The 18,340-nt window shown below is 37.6% G+C and carries 17 protein-coding genes; 10 read left to right on the top strand and 7 right to left on the bottom strand.

Features of this window, described 5'->3' with window-relative positions:
• Positions 1-2: 2 nt before the first annotated feature.
• The 4 genes from FFONT_RS02730 to FFONT_RS02715 form a co-directional block, all read right to left on the bottom strand.
• A complete protein-coding gene (locus tag FFONT_RS02730; RefSeq protein ID WP_014557696.1) occupies positions 3-1,274 on the bottom strand; it encodes an amidophosphoribosyltransferase in 1,272 nt (423 codons plus the stop codon).
• A 5-nt stretch (positions 1,275-1,279) separates the two neighbouring features.
• A complete protein-coding gene (locus FFONT_RS02725; protein ID WP_014557695.1) occupies positions 1,280-2,017 on the bottom strand; it encodes a phosphoribosylaminoimidazolesuccinocarboxamide synthase in 738 nt (245 codons plus the stop codon).
• Between the two features lie 192 nt (positions 2,018-2,209).
• The gene (locus FFONT_RS02720) at positions 2,210-3,634 is read right to left on the bottom strand and encodes an NAD(P)/FAD-dependent oxidoreductase (RefSeq protein WP_014557694.1); all 1,425 of its coding nucleotides are present in this window, start codon (positions 3,632-3,634) and stop codon (positions 2,210-2,212) included.
• Between the two features lies 1 nt (position 3,635).
• Positions 3,636-4,643, bottom strand: a complete 1,008-nt coding sequence (locus FFONT_RS02715) for an adenylosuccinate synthetase (protein WP_014557693.1) — start codon at positions 4,641-4,643, stop codon at positions 3,636-3,638.
• Positions 4,644-4,882: 239 nt separating this feature from the next.
• Here FFONT_RS02715 and guaA point away from each other — a divergent pair, with 239 nt between their 5' ends.
• From guaA to alaXM, 4 genes are all read left to right on the top strand, one after another.
• A complete protein-coding gene (guaA, locus tag FFONT_RS02710; protein WP_014557692.1) occupies positions 4,883-6,451 on the top strand; it encodes a glutamine-hydrolyzing GMP synthase in 1,569 nt (522 codons plus the stop codon).
• Between the two features lie 305 nt (positions 6,452-6,756).
• Positions 6,757-8,658, top strand: coding sequence for a 2-oxoacid:ferredoxin oxidoreductase subunit alpha (locus tag FFONT_RS02705; RefSeq protein WP_014557691.1), 1,902 nt, complete (start codon positions 6,757-6,759; stop codon positions 8,656-8,658).
• Positions 8,648-9,583: a 2-oxoacid:ferredoxin oxidoreductase subunit beta gene (locus FFONT_RS02700; RefSeq protein WP_014557690.1), complete on the top strand. Its 936-nt coding sequence runs from the start codon at positions 8,648-8,650 to the stop codon at positions 9,581-9,583. Before FFONT_RS02705 ends, FFONT_RS02700 begins: the two co-directional genes overlap by 11 nt.
• A 94-nt stretch (positions 9,584-9,677) precedes the next feature.
• The gene (gene alaXM / locus FFONT_RS02695) at positions 9,678-10,391 is read left to right on the top strand and encodes an alanyl-tRNA editing protein AlaXM (protein WP_148683558.1); all 714 of its coding nucleotides are present in this window, start codon (positions 9,678-9,680) and stop codon (positions 10,389-10,391) included.
• 24 nt (positions 10,392-10,415) lie between these two features.
• Here alaXM and FFONT_RS02690 read toward each other — a convergent pair whose 3' ends face one another.
• The gene (locus FFONT_RS02690; protein WP_211206257.1) at positions 10,416-11,759 is read right to left on the bottom strand and encodes a rhomboid family intramembrane serine protease; all 1,344 of its coding nucleotides are present in this window, start codon (positions 11,757-11,759) and stop codon (positions 10,416-10,418) included.
• Positions 11,760-11,852: 93 nt separating this feature from the next.
• On the opposite strand from FFONT_RS02690, the gene FFONT_RS02685 reads away from it, so the two are divergent.
• Positions 11,853-12,503, top strand: coding sequence for a class II aldolase/adducin family protein (locus tag FFONT_RS02685; RefSeq protein ID WP_014557687.1), 651 nt, complete (start codon positions 11,853-11,855; stop codon positions 12,501-12,503).
• A 17-nt stretch (positions 12,504-12,520) separates the two neighbouring features.
• Here the strand turns inward: FFONT_RS02685 and FFONT_RS02680 are convergent, their stop codons facing one another.
• Both FFONT_RS02680 and FFONT_RS02675 read right to left on the bottom strand, forming a co-directional pair.
• Positions 12,521-12,772: a DUF5320 domain-containing protein gene (locus FFONT_RS02680; protein ID WP_014557686.1), complete on the bottom strand. Its 252-nt coding sequence runs from the start codon at positions 12,770-12,772 to the stop codon at positions 12,521-12,523.
• Positions 12,773-12,828: 56 nt separating this feature from the next.
• Positions 12,829-13,164 carry a DUF134 domain-containing protein gene (locus tag FFONT_RS02675; RefSeq protein ID WP_014557685.1) on the bottom strand — a complete coding sequence of 112 codons (336 nt, stop codon included), beginning with the start codon at positions 13,162-13,164 and terminating at the stop codon, positions 12,829-12,831.
• Between the two features lie 405 nt (positions 13,165-13,569).
• Between FFONT_RS02675 and FFONT_RS02670 the strand changes: the two genes are divergently transcribed.
• The 5 genes from FFONT_RS02670 to FFONT_RS02650 all read left to right on the top strand — a co-directional run bounded on the left by FFONT_RS02670 (position 13,570) and on the right by FFONT_RS02650 (position 18,257).
• Positions 13,570-14,895: an NAD(P)-dependent malic enzyme gene (locus FFONT_RS02670; RefSeq protein WP_014557683.1), complete on the top strand. Its 1,326-nt coding sequence runs from the start codon at positions 13,570-13,572 to the stop codon at positions 14,893-14,895.
• A 5-nt stretch (positions 14,896-14,900) separates the two neighbouring features.
• On the top strand, positions 14,901-15,809 hold the full coding sequence (locus FFONT_RS02665; RefSeq protein ID WP_014557682.1) for a fumarate hydratase: 909 nt from the start codon (positions 14,901-14,903) through the stop codon (positions 15,807-15,809).
• On the top strand, positions 15,799-16,425 hold the full coding sequence (gene ttdB / locus FFONT_RS02660) for a L(+)-tartrate dehydratase subunit beta (RefSeq protein WP_014557681.1): 627 nt from the start codon (positions 15,799-15,801) through the stop codon (positions 16,423-16,425). The genes FFONT_RS02665 and ttdB overlap by 11 nt, the downstream gene beginning before the upstream one ends.
• A 36-nt stretch (positions 16,426-16,461) precedes the next feature.
• On the top strand, positions 16,462-17,883 hold the full coding sequence (locus FFONT_RS02655) for an anion permease (RefSeq protein ID WP_211206256.1): 1,422 nt from the start codon (positions 16,462-16,464) through the stop codon (positions 17,881-17,883).
• A gap of 65 nt (positions 17,884-17,948) precedes the next feature.
• Positions 17,949-18,257, top strand: a complete 309-nt coding sequence (locus tag FFONT_RS02650) for a transcriptional regulator (RefSeq protein ID WP_014557679.1) — start codon at positions 17,949-17,951, stop codon at positions 18,255-18,257.
• The last annotated feature ends 83 nt before the right edge of the window (positions 18,258-18,340 follow it).

Genomic DNA, 18,340 nt, shown 5'->3' with positions numbered 1-18,340 from the left:
TTTCAGAGCACCTCAGAATTTTTGTTAAAACACCTATCGCAGAAACTTATTCCGTACTTATCTGCTACTTTTTTAACGCTTTCATTGCTTAGCCATGTAAGGCTATCAACATCAAGATATCTTGTAATATTTGTATCTTCCAAGTTAGAAGCGATGAGATTCCTCTCCTCTAGTGGAAAGATCCTGTATGGGCAACTTGAAACAATTTTGGGGCTGGCTATTAAAAGATGTATCTCCTCCACGCCAACTCTATTCCTCAGTATTTGCGAAACAGTCTTTATAGTTGACCCGGTTACCATACTATCATCTATTAGCGCGATCCTTTTTCCCTCCATTGCGCTTTTTACAGGGTTCATTTTCAAGTGGACGGCGATCAGCCTTTCTATCCCTGAAGCTTTAAGCATAGACCTCATCCTTCCTGCAGTTGGAATAAAGCTTAGTTCAAACGGCTTTCTTATCGCCTGTGAAAACCCTATAGCATAAGGGTATGCAGTTTCGGGGACGCCGACTACTATATCGACATCATGAGAAAAGTTTAAAGCAAGTTCTTTTCCAAGTTCCTTTCTGAAATCATATACAGGAACTCCATCAATTATTGAGTCGTGTCTCGCTGTATATAATAGCTCGAAGAGGCATATGGATCCTTTTTCTTTTGAGTTTTTACCTTTGAAGATCTTGAAAATTTTTGGAGAAGCGTACGCAACCTCTCCAGGAATTAAGTGCTTTCTGAAATCGCAGTCTAAAACATCTATTGCTGATGTTTCCGAGGAGAAAAGAACCATGTCAAATCCATAGTTGCCTATGGACAAAGGTGTAATTCCGTTTGGGCTTCTCCACACTATTACTTCGTTTCTATTAGTAATTGCCATGAAAGATGGGACTTCATGTTCGCTGTATTCATCTATTAATTTTTTAAGTTTAGTGACTTTCTCATCCTTAAGCTTGATAATCTCACTAAGCAAGTCTCTGAGAGTATCTCTTTCATATTCAGATATAGCTATAATTTTTTCGCCATCTAGCTGAACTTCCTCAATGCTTCCAGAGGTTCCGTTCATTGTTGCAGCTATAAAGCTCATTTTAATTTCATTTTTATCACTTTCATATTCATTAAGGTTCATGCATTTAAGTGAACCCTTGAAATCTCCGCATATGATCTGTCTTTCTCCACCCCTGTGTTGCAATGCAAGCAAACCATATGATGCATATGGAAAAATGTCCCAGTCATTTTCAAATGCGACCAATCCCAAAAATCCCAATGGCATTTCTAAATACATCCCTCTTACTTAATGTCGCTTAAATCTATACCTAATATACTGGCGAGCTTCATATAGGATTCTATAAGTAACTTTACATCCTTAGTCTTTCTGAAGATCTCCTTATCCAGATGATTTCCTCTTTCATCGACTACTCTGAATCCATCGCCTGTAATTTCATCAGCAAGTATTATCTCGCCGTTTTCATCGAAACCATATTCAAGCTTTATATCTACTAGCTTCAATCCTTTTTCTTCGAGAAAGGTTCTTAATATCATATTGATATCTGCAGTTATACTGACTATTTTTCCCAATTGTCCTTTTGTTAAAAGACCCGAAAGGATTATATCATCATGCGTAATTAGAGGATCATGTAGGCTGTCATCTTTATAGTGAAACTCTATTAAAGGAGGATCCAGGGGTTGCATTAATTTGAAAAGAGGCAATCGCTTGAGAAGGGATCCATACGCGTAGTTCCTTGCGATGAATTCTATAGGGATCATTTTCAACCTTTTTACTATCATTTTGTTGTTGCCGTTAAATTCTACCATATGGGTTTTTAAACCTTTCCCTTCCAGCAATTTGAAAAAGAAATGGCTGGTCCTCGCATTAATTATTCCCTTATGAGGAGCTATCGTTCGAATAGCGCCATCTCCAGCTGTTACATCGTCTTTAAACTCCATTATCAGGAGTTTTTCATCATAAGGATGTTTATAAATATTCTTGCTCTTCCCAACATATATAGGAAAAAATGATGGTTCCATTTTTATTTCCTCTGCATATTTAATTTCAATAAGTAATTTACCATTAAGATGAAATAATAAAAATAATATTAGAAAAAAGAGATCAAAGTAAATGAATTGCTATAATTATAATTTAGAATTAAAGAAATAAAGCAAATCATTTGTAATGATTTTTTTAAAAATAAGCCAAAAATTTTCTAAAAAATTTTAAACTTATAAAATACCTAATATCGCTCTGGCAGCAATTACTCCGGTAGAAGCTGCTACATTTATTCCTCTAGAAAGTCCTGCTCCATCGCCTGCGACGTAAATGTTATCTATATTGGTTTCAAGTGAAGGCGTGACTTTTGCTTTTACTCCGTAATACTTGATCTCTGGAGCATAGAGCAGAGTCTGAGGAGATGAGACACCCGGATAAACTTCTTCGAGCCTGCTTAAAGCTTCAAGAATGTTTGAGACAACCCTATAAGGCAAAATTAAGCTTATGTCTCCTGGCGTTACGGATTTGAGCGTTGGAGTAATTACACTCCTGCCAATTCTCTCCCAAGTGCTCCTCCTTCCCTTCTCAAGATCTCCAACTCTCTGAACGATTGGCTTCCCCATTCCCACCTTGGTAGCCATTTTAGCTATGGATTTTCCAAATTCTAAGACGTCTGAATACGGATCCGTCAGTTTTAAAGTTACTAGGAGTGCAAAGTTCGTGTTCTTTGACTTTAAGTTTTTGTAAGTCTCTCCGTTCACTCCTACAGTGCCGTCATCATAATATTCCTTAAGAACAAAGCCGTGTGGGTTAGTGCAAAATGTTCTAACTTTGTCATCATAAAACTTCGTATACATTACTATTTTTGGGTCATGGTTTATGCTAGTAATATGCTCTGTTATATAGTATGGTATTTCCACTCTCACACCGATATCTAGGGGACCAGGCTCTATATCTATCCCTATTTTCTGTGCTAAGTCATGGAACCATCTTGCCCCTCCCCTTCCAGGAGCGAGCAGGACCTTTTTCGCAAAAATCTCCCCTTTATCCGTAATTAGCTTAATCTGCCCATTTTCTTTTTTCAAATCTTTTACATCGGTGCCTTCCATGATCTTTACTTCGTTCTTCTCTAGGAAACCCGTTATGTTGCTTATCACCTTTACCATTACATCTGTTCCGAGAACTCTCTGCGGCGTCGGGATATATTTTGCTCCTGCCTTCGCTGCGAGCCTTTCTATTATCCTTGATTTTTTATCATTCGGAACAATCAAGCTGTCCTCCGGTGCGCCGAACTCCATGAACAGCTTGTCAATATAGTTTATAAGCTCTTCAGCCTTCATCCAGTCTCCGAGAAGCTTGTCAAGATCTCCGCCTACATCGGGCCTCAAATTAATGATCCCACTGCTAAGCGTGCCAGCACCTCCAATGCCGTACATTATATGGCAAATTGGACATGCCTGACAGTTAATGCTTCTGTCATTGTTAGATACTAAGCTCTTTTCCCTTTTCACAGTAATTGGGCATATTCTCTTCTCCACCTTAAATCCTTTATCAATCAGAGCTATGTTTAATTTTCCGCTTCCGGTTTTTACCAGCTCTATTGCAGCAAACAAGCCTGCAGGACCCGCTCCAACAATCGCAACATCAAAATCATTCATGTTACAAGCCGACCTCCTTTCTTCTGTCAACTACCTGCATAGTGTCTTCTCCTGTACCAACTAATGTAATTGGCACTTTCAGCTCAGCTTCTAAGCCCTCTATCCATTTCCTCGCTTCAGGTGGAAGTTTGCTCCACTCCTTTACACCATATGCCTCTTTGAACAGCCAGTCAATTTTTGTTATGGCTATTTGTGTAGCGGAGTTAAGCATTATCGCCCTTTTAGCGAGGTTTACGTTAAATGGGGCCACTCTCCTCATCCTTCCCGTCACCGTCCCCTTTTCAACAAGACCCAACTTCTCGGCTTCCTCTTTGCTCATCTCATTTTCTAGAGGGCCTTCACCAACTCTTGTTACAAAAGATTTAAAAACTAAAATCACATCGCCTACTTTTTTCGGACCTATACCAACTTCAGAGATTATTCCTGATGCGGTAGTATCCCTGCTCGTGACATAAGGATATGTTCCATGATAAAGCGATAGGAAAGTCCCTTGTGTGCCCTCAATTATTACATTTTCCCCGCTATCAACAGCATAGTTAACTTTTTCAGAGACATCGATTAGCATACCTCTTAGTTCTTCTGTATCCTTAGCCAGTTTAAGCTTTCTGAGAACCCTATCAGACATTGCCGCACCTACGCCTTGGAAAGTTGAACCAATAGATGTAAGCACGGAGTCCCTTTTCTCCAATTCTATATGCTTCTCTTCAATTATTCCTGCGTTATAGTCTATTTTGGTTCTTTCTTTTACATTAAGCTCTTTCAGCTCATTCCAAAGCACATCTAGTCTTATCAGCGCTCCAGGAGCTATGAGAAGCTCTGTGCTTTTATTCACAAAGCCAGATGGTATGCTCCTGAGCTTGTATGCTTTTCCCTCAAAGTAAACTGTATGCCCAGCATTGATAGATCCTGTTCTTACAGCATACCTGCAATTATCAGCTATAGCTAGATAAGCAGCTATTTTTCCCTTACCTTCATCACCGAAAAATCCCCCTACGATAACGGTCAGCATATTCTTCTTCCTCTTTTAAAGTTCAAACCATTAAACATAGAAATTTATTGTATTTAAAAACATTTTGTTGGACATATTGAGGAAAAGTCGACAATACAAAATTATAATTTTAAAGTGAAAAGGGCTTAGAAAAGAAATGAAGCCGGTTCTGTTTTTATATAATTATAAAAATTATAAAACCTTTATAAATCTGAAAAAAAGCATGATTTTCTTTTTTAAAGGGAATAGTGCATTTTTTCATGAGTGGGGCGAAATTGAGCACAAAAGAAAGTAGCGTGCTTATTATAGACTTCGGAGGACAATATACGCATTTAATATCAAGAAGGATCAGGGAACTTGGAGCATTTACGATTATTGTGCCGTATAACAGGCTGAATGACATCGAAATTAATAGCTTTAAATCCATGATCCTCTCAGGCAGTCACATGAGCATTGAAAATTTCAGCAAAGAAAGTCTTGAAAAGGCGATTGATGCTATAAGATCTTTTAATGGAACTGTTTTAGGAATATGTTTCGGTCTTCAAATCCTTTCTTATTACTTCGGGGGCAAAGTGAACCACGATTGCGGTGAATATGGAGAGACAAAGGTAAAAATCCTTAAAAATGATCCTCTGTTTAAAGGATGGAACAATGAGGAAAAAGTTTGGATGAGTCACGGAGACTGCGTATCTAAACCCCCTCAGAACTCAGAAGTAATATCTGTTTCTGAAAATGGATATATAGCTGCATTAAAGCTAGATTTAAACGGAAAAGTTATCTATGGAGTACAGTTTCATCCAGAAGTAGTACATACTCCTAAAGGCGTAATATTGTTTGAGAACTTTCTGGAGCTCTCATCGGTCGAAAGAAATTGGAGACCTGAGATATACGTAAATAGCATTATTGAGGGCTTGAGAAAGGAAGTTAGTGACGATGGTAAAGCTTTGGTCGCTGTAAGTGGCGGGATAGATTCTACAGTTTCTGCCATAATAGCTAAAAAAATATTCGGTGACAGGCTGATCACTGCTTTTGTAGACCATGGACTTTTAAGAGAAGGGGAAAAAGAAGAAGTCATCGAAATGCTCAATTTTTTAGAGCTTAAGCCATTAGTGATAGATGCGGAGGAGAGATTTCTAAATAGGCTTGAAGGGATTTCAGACTGTGAAGAAAGGAGAAGGATCATTGGGGAAGAATTTGCGAAGATATTTGAAGAGATCATTGAAAAAGAAGGGATAAGATATTTCGTGCAGGGAACAACATACCCCGATGTAGTTGAAAGCGGAAAGACTCAGGGTTCAGCTGCAGTGATAAAAAGCCATCACAACGTAGGCGGATTACCTGATTGGTTTAAAGAGAAGGTAAAAATCATAGAGCCTTTAAAATTCCTATACAAAGATGAAGTCAGGAAAATTGGAACTATTCTCGGAGTGCCTGAGACTTTAATCAAGAGACATCCTTTTCCTGGTCCAGGACTTGCGGTAAGGGTGATCGGAAAATTCTCTAGGGAAAAGCTAGAAGTGGCAAAAAAATCCTCAAAAATAGTAGAAGATGTGTTGAAGAAGTATGGACTTTACGAAAAAGTTTGGCAGGCATTTGCTACAGTTGGCGAGGATAAATGGGTTGGAGTAAAAGGCGATTCAAGGAGCTACGGCTATATAGTGACTATAAGAATAGTAGAAAGCACTGACGGCATGACGGCTAACTATGTTAGGATGCCATATGAAATTTTAGATGAAATTGTTAAGAAGATCACGGGATCTATTAAAAGCGTGACGATGGTGACATATGCAATAACTTCTAAGCCGCCAAGCACTATTGAGCCTTGTTAAAACACGAAAGCTTCTTTTTCTGAAAATTGAAAATAAAATACATCTCAAATAATCTCTTTTTTGAAAAATTTTCTATTTTTTAACAAAAAAGATGAAAAATTATTTTTCAATTTATCCTTAGTTCAGAATATAAATTTATTTATTAATGTCCTTCAAAAAAATCAGGAATGCAAAATAAGGTTGCCGTAGCGAAATGTTGGTGGTAATGATTGTATACATATAGAAAAAAATCTATAAAAGCTACTTTTCAATCTTTGTCTAAGGTTAGAGAAAAAACGCACAACACATAAAAGAGGGCATCTAAGATGAATGACGAGATAAATATAATTTTGGGGGGTCCTCAAGGAGGGGGAATAGATACATCGATGAGTGTGATAGTAAGAGGATTGGGTAGATCTGGCTATGGAGTCATTGCGGAAAGGGAGTACTTTTCAAATATTGCTGGAAGACACAGCTATGCGCATATAAGAATAAAATCATCAGAAATCCCTTTAAGTATAAGGTATCCAGTTCAGCTTCTAGCTTCTTTGGATGCAGAAACAATATTTGTACACTACAAAGATGTTGAAGAAGGAGGAATTTTAATCTATAATAAGAGTGATGAAGAAAAAAAATTGAGCGAAATAGTAAGCTTGGAAGAAAGCATAAGAGAAAAAATTAGCAAGGAGCTTGAAGAGAAGGGCATTTCGGATAAAGTCTCTTCCCTTTTGAGTTTTCTTGAGAATGAGAGAAAAATAAAGCTTGTAAGCTTCAATTACAATGAAATTTTAAGAAGAATCGCCGAGATGCATAAATTACCTTTAAGCTACATGTCAAGATATCTCAGCTCTATATTGGTAGGAGCTGTTTGGTCAGTTCTCGAATTAAATCTCGACGATTTGATGTATTCTTATTCAATTCAATTCAAAGGAAGGTCAGATAGAGTTCAGCACAATATAGAGCTTGTAAAAGAAGTTGGTAAAATAGTCAAAACCAATAATGCTCATATTAAGTTAGAACCGGGAAAATTAAAAGGTTCAAAAAGGCTTATTGTTTCAGGGAATGACATTGTGGCAATAGGGAAAATCGTAGGAGGAGAGAGGTTCGAAAGCTATTATCCTATAACTCCTGCAGTAGACGAATGCCTTCTACTTGAAAGGCTCGCATATTCAAAGTTCCAAGATAATAATTTAGGGAACCTACTTGTATTGCAAACAGAGGACGAAATTGCTGCAGCAACTAGTGCAATAGGCGCCGCTTTAGCTGGAGTTAGAAGCTCTACTTCAACTAGCGGTCCAGGTTTTGATTTGATGGCGGAATCTATATCTTTTGCTGGAATGAATGAGGTTCCTCTTGTCATAACATTCTATCAGAGGGCTGGTCCAAGCACTGGTATGGCTACTAGAGGAGGTCAAGGAGATTTATTCACTGCGATATTCTCCGGACATGGAGAGTTCGCAAGAGTTGTGCTTTCATCTGGGGATCATACTGAAGCATTTTATGACGCTATTGAGGCCTTCAACATCGCTGAAAAATACCAGTTGCCTGTGATACATCTTCTAGATAAATTTTTAGCAAATACACTTAGCGTAATACCGATTCCAGAACTTGAAAAAGTCAGTATTGAAAGGGGAATCATAGTTAACGATACCAAAAACTACAAGAGATTTGACTTAAGTAGCCTTATATCACCAAGGGCTTTCATAGGATCAAATTCCGTTATGTGGTACACCGGCGATGAGCACGACGAAATTGGACATATATCTGAAGATCCTGAAAACAGGAAGAAAATGTATGAGAAGAGAATTAAGAAGCTTGAGCTCGTCAGTAAAGAAACTCCTGAAGATAAAAAACTAAGCATATACGGAAGTGAAAATTTTGACTTCCTTCTATTAGGATGGGGGAGTGTAAAGGGAGCTTCTGTTGAGGCTATAAAAGAGCTCAAGAGCGAGGGAATGAATGGTGCTTATATCAATGTGAAGATGCTGTGGCCATTCCCGTCTGAGGAGGTCAAAAAATACTTAAAAATTAGTGAAGATATTATTGCAATAGATTATACGTATGATTCTCTAATAAGCAAGCTTGTAAAAATGAGCAGCGGTATAAATATTGAAAAATCTATTGTGAAATATAATGGAAGACCTATTACAATTGATGAAGTAAAGAAATCAATAAAGTTGATTTTGGAGAAAAGAGAAAAAAGAGTGGTGTTAGAGCATGGAGCATAATCCTGGAAAATACAGAACGGATCTTTGGATTGATTGGTGTCCGGGTTGCGGCAACTTTGGCATACTTGCATCGGAAATAAAAGCACTTGAGGAGCTGAATCTGGAGCCGTCAAAAATAGCAATAGTTTCCGGCATAGGATGCTCAGCGAAAATAATACACTATATAAATGCAAACGGCGTTCATTCGCTTCACGGTAGAGCTATTCCTTTTGCTATAGGAATCAAGCTAGTCAGACCAGATTTAACTGTCATAGTAAATGGAGGAGATGGCGATCTTTTGGGAATTGGCGCTGGCCACTTCGTAGCTTTAGGGAGAAGGAACTTACAAATGACAATAATACTCCATGACAACAGGGTATATGGACTGACTAAAGGGCAAGCAGCTCCTACTTTGCCATTGGGCGTAAAGACTAAAGCATTAGCCATTCCAAATATATATACCGATATCAATCCCATAGCACTAGCTATATCATCCGGATATACATTTGTTGCGAGAGCTTATGCTTTCGATAGCGAGCATTTGAAGGAAATAATTAAAAAAGCTATAATGCATAGAGGAGTTTCTTTAGTCGATGTTCTACAACCATGTGTAACATTCAATGATATACATACCGCTGATTACTTCAAGAAGAAAATATACAAGCTTGAAGACGAAGGGTGGGATCCCGTAGTAAGGGATCCAAAAGATATTGAGGAAAAGGCTCTTAACGCTATAAGAAAGTCTTTCGAAGAGGAAAAGATACCAGTAGGCATTTTCTATGAAAACTCTCTATTGCCAACATATGAAGAAAGGCTTAAAAATGTGATTAAAAGCTATCCAAGCATTAGCCCAGGAACAACCAAAATTGAAGTAAATGGCAAAAGCATATTTGACAGAAAGCTATTTGAATCAGTCTTCAGCGATTTCATTATAGATACCGAATAATTTTTATTTATTATTTTTAGCTAATTATCTAAATTTCTTTTAACAAAAATATTTAATATTGATGCATTATTATTATAATAAAAAAGTGGTAAACATGACTGAGCATATTTATCAGTTAGATTCTTATCTTAAAGAATATGATTCGATAATAGTAAGCATTAAAGATAATAGCATAATATTGGACAAAACAATCTTTCACCCAAGGGCTGGTGGTCTTGAATCTGATACGGGATTCCTAGAGGTAAATGGAAGGAGATATAAAGTACTAAATGTGTTACAAGAGAAAGACAGCGAAGATGTTTTACATCAACTTGATACAGTAGATGGGCTGAATCCAGGAGACAGAGTTCATTTGGCTCTTGATTGGGAGAGAAGGTATAAAATGATGAAGTTGCATACGGCATCTCACATAATTGCAGCAATAATATACAACGACTACAACGCGCTCATAACAGGGGGTAACATAACTCCAGAATACGCTTATGATGATTATAGCTTAGAGAGTTCAGATAGGAGCATATTTGATAAAGTCGTACAAAAGGCAAATGAAGTTGTTAAAAAGAATATCGAATTAAAAATATACTGGCTAGATAGGGAAGAAGCTATGAAAATTCCTGGAATAGTAAAGCTAGCTGCTAGAATGCCCCCTAATGTGAAAAAACTTAGAATAGTGGAGATACCGGGAGTGGATATCCAGGCAGATGGAGGACCACATGTTAAAAATACCGGTGAAATAGGCGAAATAGTTATTACAAAGATTGAAAATAAAGGCAAAAATAGAAAAAGAATGTACTATACATTAAAATAATTTTTTTATCTCAACTTCCGTTCTTTATATCCAACGCTCTCTCCATAAATCATAGAAGGAAACGCTTAAAGCTTCTTCTATCCTGAAAAGTGATATTATAGCGCCGATAGTTAAAAGTATAGATGCAGATGAGGATATAACAAGAGGTTCCTTTATGTTTGTGTATTGAGATGTCATATTAAAGCTGATATTTACTTTTCCATCTAGGTTCGAATTTCCGTATATATCCGTTAACACTATATAAGTGGAAATGTTTCCACTGGCATAATCGACGATCCCATCATATCGGTAAGAAAAAACCGCATCTAGAAAAACGGGGACGCTGACTCCATTAATGGTTACATTATAGAATTCTCTATATGTTATGTTTTTGTTAGCAAGCTCTTTATTGCAAATAAAACTTTCTGGAATTCTGTTTAACAGAATTCTTACTTCATCCACGCTACTTTGAGAAACCTCTGCCTTACCAGAATATAGCTTCAAGACAACAACATCGCTTTGTCCATTCGCGGTTACATTCAGAAAGTAAATATTTGTATTTGTCGCATATACCTCAGCTGTTCCCGAAGAAAATGCCAATAATATTAAAATGAAGAGAAACGTCAAAAAATATTTAGTCCATTTTCCAATTCTACGAGGCATACCCTTTATGCCTATTTTTTCCATCATGCTGGAATATTCCATCAATAAATGATAATTCAACCTTACAGAGCTATCTTTGAAGAAAACATATGACAAAAAAATACCTGTAATGAACCCTCCAACATGCGCAAAATATGCCACTCCTCCGAGCTCAAGAAAGCCATAAATAACTTGTTCAGAGAACCATATAATTAGAAATATAATCGATGATACAGGAATGCAAATTGGTATAAATATGAAGAAAAGACAGAACATTAATTTAGTGTTAGGAAAAAGCAATAGATATGCGCCTAAGATTCCGCTTATTGCACCAGATGCTCCTATGGCTGGTATAACAAGCGAATCATATCCACCTATTGGAATGAACGCAAAGTAAAAGATCGAAGCTGCTATTCCAGAGAGAAGATAAAGGATTAAAAATCTTTTATGTCCAATAGCATTTTCAACGCTTCTTCCAAATATCCATAAAAAGTACATATTAAAAAAGATATGGAAGATGTTAGCATGTGTAAACATGCTTGTAAAAATTCTCAATACTCCCTGGACAGGATCCTCCAGAAGTATCTGCGGTATGAATCCTAGCTTATATATGCTTTCATTTGTAGATGTTAATAGTAAGTTGTTGTAGCTCGTGTAAACATATACAATAATATTGATTAGAATTAGAGAATAGGTGAACCACGCTTTCTTTAAAGCTGGTTGCTCCTCTCTTGGAATAACAACCAAGGAAAGAACCTCTTTCAAATTTCTTATATATTTGTTAAAAACAGTAATGATAAATATTTTTTCGAAAAAATTCATAATAAAAAGGTGTTCTGAATGTATGATGATTTAAAAAAGAAAGTAGTAGAAGTAATGAAATTCATGGAACAGCATGAGCTTAATTATGGAAGATCTGGAAACGTGAGCATTAGAATTCAGGACACGGGACATATTCTTATAACACCAACGGGTGTGAAAAAATCAGCTCTGGCTGAAGATGATATAGCTGTTGTGGATCTGTCGGGAAAAACAATAGAGGGAAAGAGAAAGCCATCAGTTGAAATGCCACTTCATTTAGCGATATATAAAAATTATGACTACATAAATGCCGTAATACATGCGCATGGAATATACTCTACAGCACTTGCAGTCGCTCGAGAACCTCTTCCTCCATTGGTTGAGGAAATGGTCTCTCTCACAGGCGGAGACGTAAAAGTTGCAGAATATGCTCCATCTGGTACGGATGAACTCGCTGAAAATGCTGTTAAAGCTTTACATGAAAGAAAAGCAGTTCTTCTTGCGAATCATGGCATAGTTGCTTGTGGAGAAACTATCGATGAAGCTTTAGAAATTTTGGTTCTGGTCGAGAGAATATCGAAAGTATATATACTTAGCAAAGTCGCAGGAGTCCCAAAAGTCCTGCCTTTTGAGAGTTTAGAAAAACAAGTTCAAGATTTTAGAAAAAGGATAAAAAGAAATAGTGCTTAGAAGTCTAACTTTTTAATTTACTGGTTTTTTAAGACCTTTAATCTTTCATCAATTTCTTTCAGTGAATCTTCCAAATATTTCTTCTGCTCTTCTAAATATCTTATTTCTTCTTCTTTACTCAAAGGTGATTCAGAGTATGGCCAGGCTACTCTTCCGTATCCTTGCCAACACCATCCTCTTCCGTACTTCCATCCGGGCCTCTCCCATGGAGGTAAATTGCTCCAAGGACCATTACCAGGATATGTTCCAAATCTTTTTCCCCATGCCATTTTTTATCACCAATAGTGAAATATATTTCAAAAGTTAATAAATTTTTTGCTATTACTTATGCCTTTTCTTCAAGCGATTTTGAAACAATTTTAATAGGTTTTTGCTCCAATAAAGCCATTGCAATTTTAAACCTGCAGTCTTCAAGAACTCTCCAGAAGGTCGCTTTCGATATACCCATTTTTAAAGAAGCCTCATCTGTAGTTAGGTTATCGATATGAATAAGCTTTAAAGCTTCAAGCTCATAATCATAAATTTCTACAGCATTTTCTTCGCTCAGGCCCTTTACCTCTTTTATGGGAAGAAAAGTAATTTCTTCAATTTTCATTGAACTCCTTATATCTATAGGAGGTCGTCCTCTCCAGCAGCCTCTGCCCCTTCTCATTCTTTTCATGGCAATTGCCTCGTTAAATTCATGTATTTTTTATTTATTGAGAAAGTATTATAATTATCGTATTACCTCCACGCTTAAAAATTAATGAAAAAACTAGAAAATTGTTTTGTTTTTAAGATAACCTTTTCGCTGTTTCCACCATAATCAAAAACTCTCCTCTTCCCTGTCCTAAAGAGCGAGAGGTTCCTTGCATCTATTCGTTTTTACATCTTACATATACGGAACAGAGAGGGCGGTCAGAGATCTTTTTTCTAAAGATAAAATCTTAAAAATATTTAAAAATCATTCTGCCTTGAAAAGCTGGGCTTTCGGTTGTTTTTACGAGGTTCCAGAAAATTTTTGATACAAATATATATTTAAAAAGTTATAATAATTTGTAATCAAAAAACTTTGAAGTGTATTAAAATGAGCAGAGGAGAGAAAAAAGATTGGGCTTCTATTTCTGAAAAGCTTCATAAGTCATATAGGGGAAAAATTGAAGTTTTGCCTAAGGTTCCTATTACTAGCCTAGATGATTTTAGTATATGGTACACTCCTGGCGTAGCAGAACCGTGCAAAAGAATAAACAAAGACGAAGATCTCTCTTATGAATATACTTTAAGGTGGAATTATGCCGCAGTCATAAGCGATGGGACCAGGGTTCTTGGATTGGGTAACATTGGTCCTAGTGCAGGCTTACCTGTAATGGAGGGCAAATCCCTCTTATTTAAGTATCTTGGAGGAGTAGATGCAATACCATTGGTTTTAGGAGAAAGAGATCCGGAGAAATTTATAGCAGTTGTGAAGGCTTTAGAGCCAACATTTGGGGCGATTAATTTAGAAGACATCGAATCTCCAAAATGCTTTTACATCCTTGAAAGGTTGCAGGAAATATTAAACATACCTGTATGGCATGACGATCAGCAAGGGACGGCTTTGGTAATACTTAGCGCTTTAATAAATGCCTTGAAGCTTACTGGGAGAAGAATAAAGGATACAAAAATTGTGCTTGTAGGAATTGGAGCTGCAAACATGGCTACATATAGATATTTGAAGGTAGCTGGTGCAAATCCAAAAAACATCATAGCTGTTGATAAAAACGGAATAGTTCATCCTGAGAGAGACGACATAAAAAGGGAAAAAGATAGGAATCCATGGCTTTTCAAAGTTGCAGAGGAGACCTCTCCTGAAATTAGGGGAGGAATCCCAGAAGCCATGAATGGTGCAGATGTAGTAATAGCGGCATCGGCTCCTGGACCCGGAACCATAAAGAAGGAGTGGGTCAGCAAGATGAATAAAGATGCTATAGTTTTTGCTGAGGCCAATCCAATACCTGAAATATGGCCTTGGGAAGCTAAAGAGACAGGTGCGAAAATTGTAGCTACGGGGAGGAGCGACTTTCCAAATCAAGTAAATAATAGCCTTGGCTTTCCCGCTGTATTTAGAGGTGTTCTTTCAGTTGGGGCAAAGAAGATGAACGATGATATGTTCTTAGCTGCAGCGTATGCTATCGCTGATTATACGGAAAAGACCGGTCTGAGCAAGGATAGAATAATTGCATCAATGGATGAGATGGAGCTTTACGTTCAAGAGGCTTTGGCAGTTGCCCTGAAAGCTATTGATCTGGGTTTGGCTAGAAGAAAGATTTCAAAAAATGAGCTCGAAAGGGAAATAAGAGAGATGATAGAAAGGCCTAAAAAATACATGAATATTGCAATTAAAAATGGAATAATAGAAGATAGGAGGGAGTAGCGAGCATGGAATTAAATGAGAGTTTCAATAAGCTTGTAAAAATACTCAGCGGCTTCATAAATGTCGTCGCTATAAAGCTTTCGGACGATGTCAATGAAAAGCTTAACGAGCTAATTGAGAAGGAGCAGAGCGATGTTGGAAAGTTGGTCTATGAAGCTGTAAAGAAAAATCTAAGTTTGGCATTGGAGAGGAAAGCTCCTCTCTGCCAAGATACCGGTGTTTTGGAGTTTTTTGTCAAATTTGGAGAAAACTTCCCATATAAATCAATGCTTCTTAAAGCAATAAGGGAAGGCACAGTTATTAGTACTAAGAACGGATTTCTGAGACCTAACGTTGTAGATCCTTCAACAGAGAAGAACAGCGGAGATAATACTGGACCTAAAATTCCATGGATTGAAATAGAAATAGAGGAAAATTCCGATTATGCTGATGTTCAGCTTTATCTTGCCGGTGGGGGAGCGAGCAGGCCAGGTAGCGCGAGAACGCTTGACCCTGCTGAAGGATGGAGCGGTATTGCCAAGTATGTCATAGATGTAGTCTCTAGTTATGGACCGCCGGCTTGCCCCCCGCTTATGGTCGTAGGAGTTGGTATAGGTGCGACATCCGAAATAGCGGCAATGCTTTCTAAAAAGGCGTTGCTGAGAAAAATGGGAGAAAGAAATATCAATCCTAAAATAGCTAAATTTGAAGAGTTTCTGGAAGAAGAGTTGAATAATCTAGGCTTCGGTCCTCAAGGGCTTGGAGGGAAAACAAGTATCGGTGAAGTTCACGTGGAATACGCAGGTAGGCATCCTGCAACATTAGCAGTTGGTGTAAGCACATCCTGCTGGGCTCTTAGAAAAGGTTGGATCAGAATAATGCCAGATCTTTCTTATGAAATATATTCGCATAGAGGTGTGAAAATTGAGCTCTGAAAGTAAAATAATCATAAAAACTCCGGTTATTGATTCTTCTCAATTAGAAGAATTGAGAATAGGAGATATGTTTTACCTTAGCGGAATATTAGTAACGGCAAGGGATGCAGTGCATAAGAGATTTTTAATTGATGGCGAGTCATTGCCCATAGATTTAAAAGACCTCGCAATTCTTCATGCAGGACCTGTTATGAAAAAAGTAGGAGAGAAATGGCAGTGCATATCAATAGGCCCAACTACAAGCAGGAGAATGGAGTATTATGAAGACGAGTTCATTGAGAAAACGGGGGTAAAAATAATAATAGGTAAAGGCGGGATGGGAAAAAAGACCGCGGATGCATGTAGCAAGCATAAAGCGATTTATGCGATATTTCCAGGCGGCTGTGGGGTCTTGGGAGCAAGCGAGGTCGAGGAAGTAATAGACGTTAAATGGGAAGATCTGGGAATGCCTGAAGCTCTTTGGATATTGAAAGTAAAAGAGTTCGGTCCGCTCATTGTCTCTATAGATACGCGTGGAAATAACTTATCTGATGCAATCCTTGAAGAGTCTATAATGAATGGGAGAGTTACCGGAGAAAAATTAGAGAAAAAATTAAAAGAGATGGGCTTTTTATAATTATAATTATCTTCCAAGAATTAAATGGTGGTTTTAGTGGATAGGGAAAAATTACTTAAAGCAATTATTCCTATTATAATTGGAATAATTATTGCAATAATTCCGCATCCATCTGCGCTCACCTCTAATGCATGGTATTACTTCGCCCTTTTTGCCACAGTTATCGCGGCGACCATACTTGAGCCTATGCCTATAGCTGCTATAAGCTTGATCGGAGTAGTAGTAGCCGTAGTTGCAAGGCTTGTTTATTCTAGTCCGAGCAGTAGCATTAGTTGGGGGCTCACAGGTTTTTCCAATAGCATTGTCTGGCTGATATTTGCAGCATACCTTTTCGCTTTAGGGTATTCAAAAACAGGCTTAGGAAGAAGGATTGCCCTAATTTTCATAAAATACCTCGGAAAAAAACCATTAGGCTTGGGCTACGCTATAGCACTTTCCGATTTAGTTTTAGCACCTTTTATGCCTTCAAATACGGCTAGAAGTGGTGGGACAATATTCCCCATAGTATCCAATATTCCTCCGATGTATGGTTCAAGCCCACGTGAAGGAACAGAGAAGAAAATTGGCTCCTATCTTATGTGGACCGCATTTGCTGCTACATGTATAACTAGCAGCATGTTTCTAACAGGGCTTGCACCAAACGTATTAGTTCAGTCTCTGGCTGCCAAGCAAGGAATTCAATTCAGCTGGATCACCTGGTTCATTGGCTTTGCCCCTGTAGGTATATTTCTATTTATTATAACTCCTTATCTGATTTTCAAGATATACCCCCCCGAGATCAAGGAATCTCCAGAAGCTCCAAAATGGGCACAGGAAGAGCTAAACAAGATGGGCAAGATTAAAGGAAGAGAAATTGCCTTTCTGATAGAAGTTATATTGGCGTTAGTTTTGTGGATAGTTGGATCAAATTACATAGATGCGACTGCAGTTGCTTTACTAGTTGTAGCTCTCTCGCTGCTTTCAAACGTATATTCATGGAAGGATGTACTTACGTATGAATCAGCTTGGAACACGCTCGTTTGGTTCGCTACATTATTTACATTGGCTGATGGGCTTTCTAGGGTAGGTTTTGTCAGCTATGTCGGAAAAGAAATAGCTACCAGCATTGGGTGGATGAGTCCAACAATAGCATTAATAGTTATAGTGTCTCTATTTTATTGGCTCCACTACATGTTTGCAAGCCTAACTGCACATGCGACAGCTCTATTTCCAATATTTTTAGCTACTGCAATGGGGATCTCCGGCATGAATCCAGTCGTTGCGGCATACGCGCTGTCCTATACACTAGGGATAATGGGGATTATCTCGCCATATGCTACAGGTCCTGCCCCTGTTTACTACGGCAGTGGATACATAAAAGGAAACGACTTCTGGAAACTTGGGCTGATTTTTGGGATTATCTATTATGTAATCTTTATTGCAATCGGAATGCCTTGGCTTCTTTTCGTATTAAAATAAAATTTTAAATAATAAAACAAACTATTTTTTTATTTAAAATTAATATACCTAATGAGGTTAGAAAAATGTCAAAGGACAAGTATATAGGCATTCTACTTATCTCGGTTTCCGCAATAGTAATAGTTCTCTACGGGTACATACTATTTTTAACGAGCTACTCAGGAATACTTATTGAGCTGACGGCATTCATAGCTATATTAGGGATATTCGGAATCGTTGGATGGATAGGATACACTCTCGCAACAACTCCTCCTCCAAAGCCTATAGAGGAGATAGAGAAGGAGATAGATGAGGAGCTTAAGAAATTAGAGCAGGAGCAGAATGTGGAGCAGAAAACGCGGAGCGAAGGTAATGCACAGGGAGAAGAAAAATAAGGTAACTCCATTTTAAGAATAGTTTTAAAAGCGGAAGAATTTTTTATTTGATATTAAATTAGAAACAAAAATCTATTCTAAAT

It is taken from the genome of Fervidicoccus fontis Kam940, from assembly GCF_000258425.1.
GTDB lineage: Archaea > Thermoproteota > Thermoprotei_A > Sulfolobales > Fervidicoccaceae > Fervidicoccus > Fervidicoccus fontis.
This window is presented reverse-complemented; position numbering and strand designations above follow the sequence as displayed.